This window comes from Streptomyces sp. CNQ085 (assembly GCF_022614595.1).
GTDB lineage: Bacteria > Actinomycetota > Actinomycetes > Streptomycetales > Streptomycetaceae > Streptomyces.
Map to the genome: position 1 here is coordinate 1 of NZ_JAJFAU010000197.1, position 3,957 is coordinate 3,957.

Sequence of the window (3,957 nt, forward strand, 5' to 3'; positions counted from 1 at the left end):
CACCGGGGGTGGCGGGGTGCGCGCACGGCGGGGCCTGATCCCCCGGAGGGGACGGTCAGCCGAAGGGGATGGTCAGCACCGAGCCGGAGCCGACCCGGAGCTTGGCCGGGGCGTTGCCGATCGCGCTCCAGACCTCGACGCGGACCGTTCCGCCCCGCAGGTCGCCCAGGCTGCCCGAGGCCGACTTCAGGCCGGCGCGGGAGGCGTCGTAGTCCTCCCAGCCGTCCACCGGGTCGGTGGCGAAGTAGCGGTAGGTCTCCACCCGGTCGAAGGTGCCGTCACCGGTCAGGTCGTAGGAGACCCGCGCCTGCTGGCCGAGGCCGACGGCCGTGCCCGCGTCCACCTTCAGGCGGAAGCCGGTGGCGCCGCCGGACTCGTGGGAGCCGTCGACGTTCCTGACCTCGTACACCAGCGGCCGGTGGGGGGTGCCGTCACGGTTGGCGCCGTCCGCCGAGGCGAGGGTGTCGGCCGAGGCGGTGGAGGCCTCGGTGGTGCTCAGCGTTCCACCGGAGCGCAGGTGGAAGGTGTCGCCGGTGGCGGGCGGGTCCTGCGGGTCGCCGGGGTCACCCGGGTCCGTGGGGTCCGCCGCACCGGTGCCGGTGGCCGTGGAGCGGGCCGGGACGCTCAGCTTCCCGCCGTCGGAGAACGTCACGGTCACCGCCGAGCCGGAGTGGTTGTGGGCGGCATAGGTGCGGGTGCCGTCCTTGGTGAAGACCGCTGCGGTCGGGCTGTCGGCGGTGACGGAGGTGTCGGGGGCGCCGATCGCGTCCAGGGTGGTGACCCAGTGGTAGGTGTGGGCCCTGCTCTCGCCCGCTTCCGGCTCGTAGCCGCCGTTCTGCGCGTCCCAGGCGGCCCTGCCCTTCGCGGGGTCGGCCAGCGCCTGGAACTCCCAGAGGATGTCGCGCCACTCGACGGCCGGGCCGCCGTTGGCCCTCTCCATCTCGGCGATGCTGCGCCGGATGGCGTCCTTGTTGCGGGCCAGGTGGAGCGAACCCCCGGTCACCGGCAGGACGTTGATGCCGTGGATCTCCTCGGGGTTGGCCGTCCACCAGGTCGAGTAGGCGCCTCCACTACCCCAGACCATGCCGACCACGTCGTGGCCGAAGTCGTCGGGGTAGACCTCCTGGTCGGCGTCGAACCAGTACTGGGCGATGGCCTCGGACTCGGTGGTCAGCAGGTAGACGCCCAGGTCCCGCAGGGAGTCGTCGCCAGTGGCCGAGCCCCACAGGACCAGTCCGGCGCTGAGGTTGACCGACTCCGAGGAGGACTCCTGGTTGTTGCCCGCGGCGAAGCCGGCGTGCCCGGAGGCCCAGCTGTGGCCGGCGTAGACGTCGAAGCCGCGCAGGAAGGGGAACAGCTCGTCGGTGCGGCTGGGGTTGGCGGCGTCCCGCACCAGGGTCTTCACCATCCCGCCCCAGGCGGAGTCGGCCGCCCAGGCCGCGTCGTACTGGGCCACGATCGCCGCTGCCATCACGTAGTACGAGTAGTGGAAGTGGTGGTCGTTGAGTTCCTTGTCGCTGCCGTAGGAGGCGGGGTAGCCGATGAGGGTGCGCCAGTCGCGGTCGTAGGAGAACTCCGAGGCCCCGCCGGGGGTGAACCACTCCTGGAGCCTGCCCTTGATCAGGCCGAGCAGCCTGTCGCGCAGACCCGTCTCGCCGATCTGGTCGGCGACCGGCACCAGCTGGGCGAGCTTGCCGAGCTGCTTGCCCGTCCAGTAGGTGTCGGTGGCGCCGTCGAACGGGTCGGCGGCGTTCGCGACCTCCTCGATGTACCCCTTCAGCCTGGCCTCGTCCACGGCGTCCGGCACGGGCAGGCCGGGCAGGACGCCGGTGACCTTCTGGGAGGTGGTGAAGGAGGCGCCCTCGCGGACCTTCATCTCACCGCGCGGCGAGGCGTAGGTCCAGCCGGTCAGGGCGTCGGAGGTGTGCAGCCACTGGTGGCGGTAGAGGGCCTGGAGGGTACCGCGCTCGCTGCCCTCCCTGGCCGTCGTGGTCAGGGTGTAGGTGGCCTCCATCCGGCCGGCGGCCTCGTCGTAGTCCCAGGCCACCTCGGAGCCGGTGACGAAGCTGAAGGCGTACTTGCGGAAGGTGGCCAGTGCGTCCCGGCCCGGCAGGACGGCCAGCGAGAAGTAGTCCTTGTCGCCGAGGTCCGCGCGGATGTCGGTGCCCGAGACGGTCCAGTCGCTGCCGGAGGGGGCGAACAGCGCGTAGTGCCGGCCGCCGATGGTGACGCCGAGCACGTTGCCGTCGTCGGCGAAGACCTCCGGGGTGCCCGCGGCGGAGATCCGCGCGGCGCCGCCGCTGCCCTGCGCGTACACGTACGGCAGACCGTGCCCGATGGTGGCGCGCAGGGTGCGGGAACCGTCGGACCAGCGGGGGGTGACGGTCCAGTCGCTCCATCCGTCCGCCTTGGCGTCGGGGGAGTTCAGGCCGGCGAGGCCGAGGGTCAGGTCACGCTTGTGCGTGAACTCGTACTGGCGGCCCTCGCCCACGACGGCGTGCGAGGCGGGGTAGCCGACCTCCAGCCCTCCGGAGACGGCCCGGTAGGTGAGGGGGTGGCCGTACATGTTCTCGGAGTACGGGTTGCCGGGGTAGCGCTGGAAGGCCAGGGAGGACCACCAGTCGTTGGTGGGCACCGGCTTGTCCGCCATGGCCGCGGTGACCTTGGGCCTGACCGGCGCCCCGGCGTTGTTCTCCGGTCCGGCGGCCCCGGCCGGGCGCGTGTCGCTGTAGCCGCCCCGGCCGACGGGGACGGTGGCTGCCTGGGCGGTGTCCGCCCCGACGGCGCCGAGGCCGGTGGCGACGGCCGCCGTGGCGGCCGCCGCCGCCAGCAGCGCGGCGGGACGTCTGCGGAATCTCATGAACGGCTCCTGGGGGGTGCGTGGGGGAGTCCTGAGAGCGCTCTCGGATTTCGGCAACGTAAGTTTCACCTGACCAAGCGTCAAGATGTCTGACAGAAACAATCTCGAAAAGCCGCCAAGCGTTCAGGAATTGACATCTCTGCCCCCGGGCCCGTCCACGGGGTCCGCACGGCCGGGCTCCGCACCGGGTTTCGGGGGCGAGGGGGCCATCGTCGGGCGGGGTGACGTCTACGCCCGGACCCTCAGGTGCCCGGAGATCACGCAGGCGGCCCGAGCCCACGGGGAGCGGTTCGCTTCCGTGCGTCCGGCCCGCGCCCTCGCGGAGGTCCCGTGCTTCATCGACACCGGCCGGCCTGTCGAGGCGGAGGGCGGCGCCGTCCTCGGCTGAGGCCCTGTCGGCGCGGACGCGGAAGGGCGGCGCCTCCGCACAGGCGCCGCCCTTCCTTTTTGTGCGCCGGGACCGCCGTTCCCGCCGGTGAGGGTCGGCCGGCGGGACGGTCCCGGTGTCAGGTGGTCTTCGTCCGCCGGTCAGCGGCTGTCGCGGCCCTCCCCGCTCTCCATGGCCGCCGCGCGTCCCGCCTCCAGGCGGGCGACGGGGATGCGGAACGGGGAGCAGGAGACGTAGTCCAGGCCGATCCCGTGGAAGAAGTGGACCGACTCCGGGTCGCCGCCGTGCTCGCCGCACACGCCCAGTTTGAGGTCGGGACGGGCGGCCCGGCCGGCCTCGGCCGCGCCCCGCACCAGCGCGCCGACGCCGTCCCTGTCGATGGTCTCGAACGGCGATACCCCGAAGATGCCCTTCTCCAGGTAGGCGGTGAAGAAGCTGGCCTCCACGTCGTCCCGGCTGAAGCCCCACACGGTCTGGGTGAGGTCGTTGGTGCCGAAGGAGAAGAAGTCGGCGCGCTCGGCGATCTGGCCGGCCGTCACCGCCGCGCGCGGCAGCTCGATCATGGTGCCGATCAGCAGCTCCAGGTCCACACCGCGGGCCTGCCGCACCTGGGCGACGACCTTCTCGGCCTCCTCGCGGACGCACTCGAGCTCCTGGACGGTGCCCACCAGCGGGATCATGATCTCCACACGGGGGTCGCCGCCGGCGG

General features: G+C 72.6%; 2 protein-coding genes. Both read right to left on the reverse strand.

The window, feature by feature from the left end:
• Positions 1-55 precede the first annotated feature (55 nt).
• On the reverse strand, positions 56-2,860 hold the full coding sequence (locus LJ221_RS22405; protein ID WP_241718527.1) for a glycosyl hydrolase: 2,805 nt from the start codon (positions 2,858-2,860) through the stop codon (positions 56-58).
• Between the two features lie 528 nt (positions 2,861-3,388).
• A partial coding sequence (locus LJ221_RS22410; protein WP_302852059.1) for a putative PEP-binding protein occupies positions 3,389-3,957 on the reverse strand: 569 nt, incomplete at its 5' end.

Excerpts from the sequence above, each read along its gene's own strand:
- LJ221_RS22405 (WP_241718527.1), bottom strand. The coding sequence starts at position 2,860 with ATGAGATTCCGCAGACGTCCCGCCGCGCTGCTGGCGGCGGCGGCCGCC.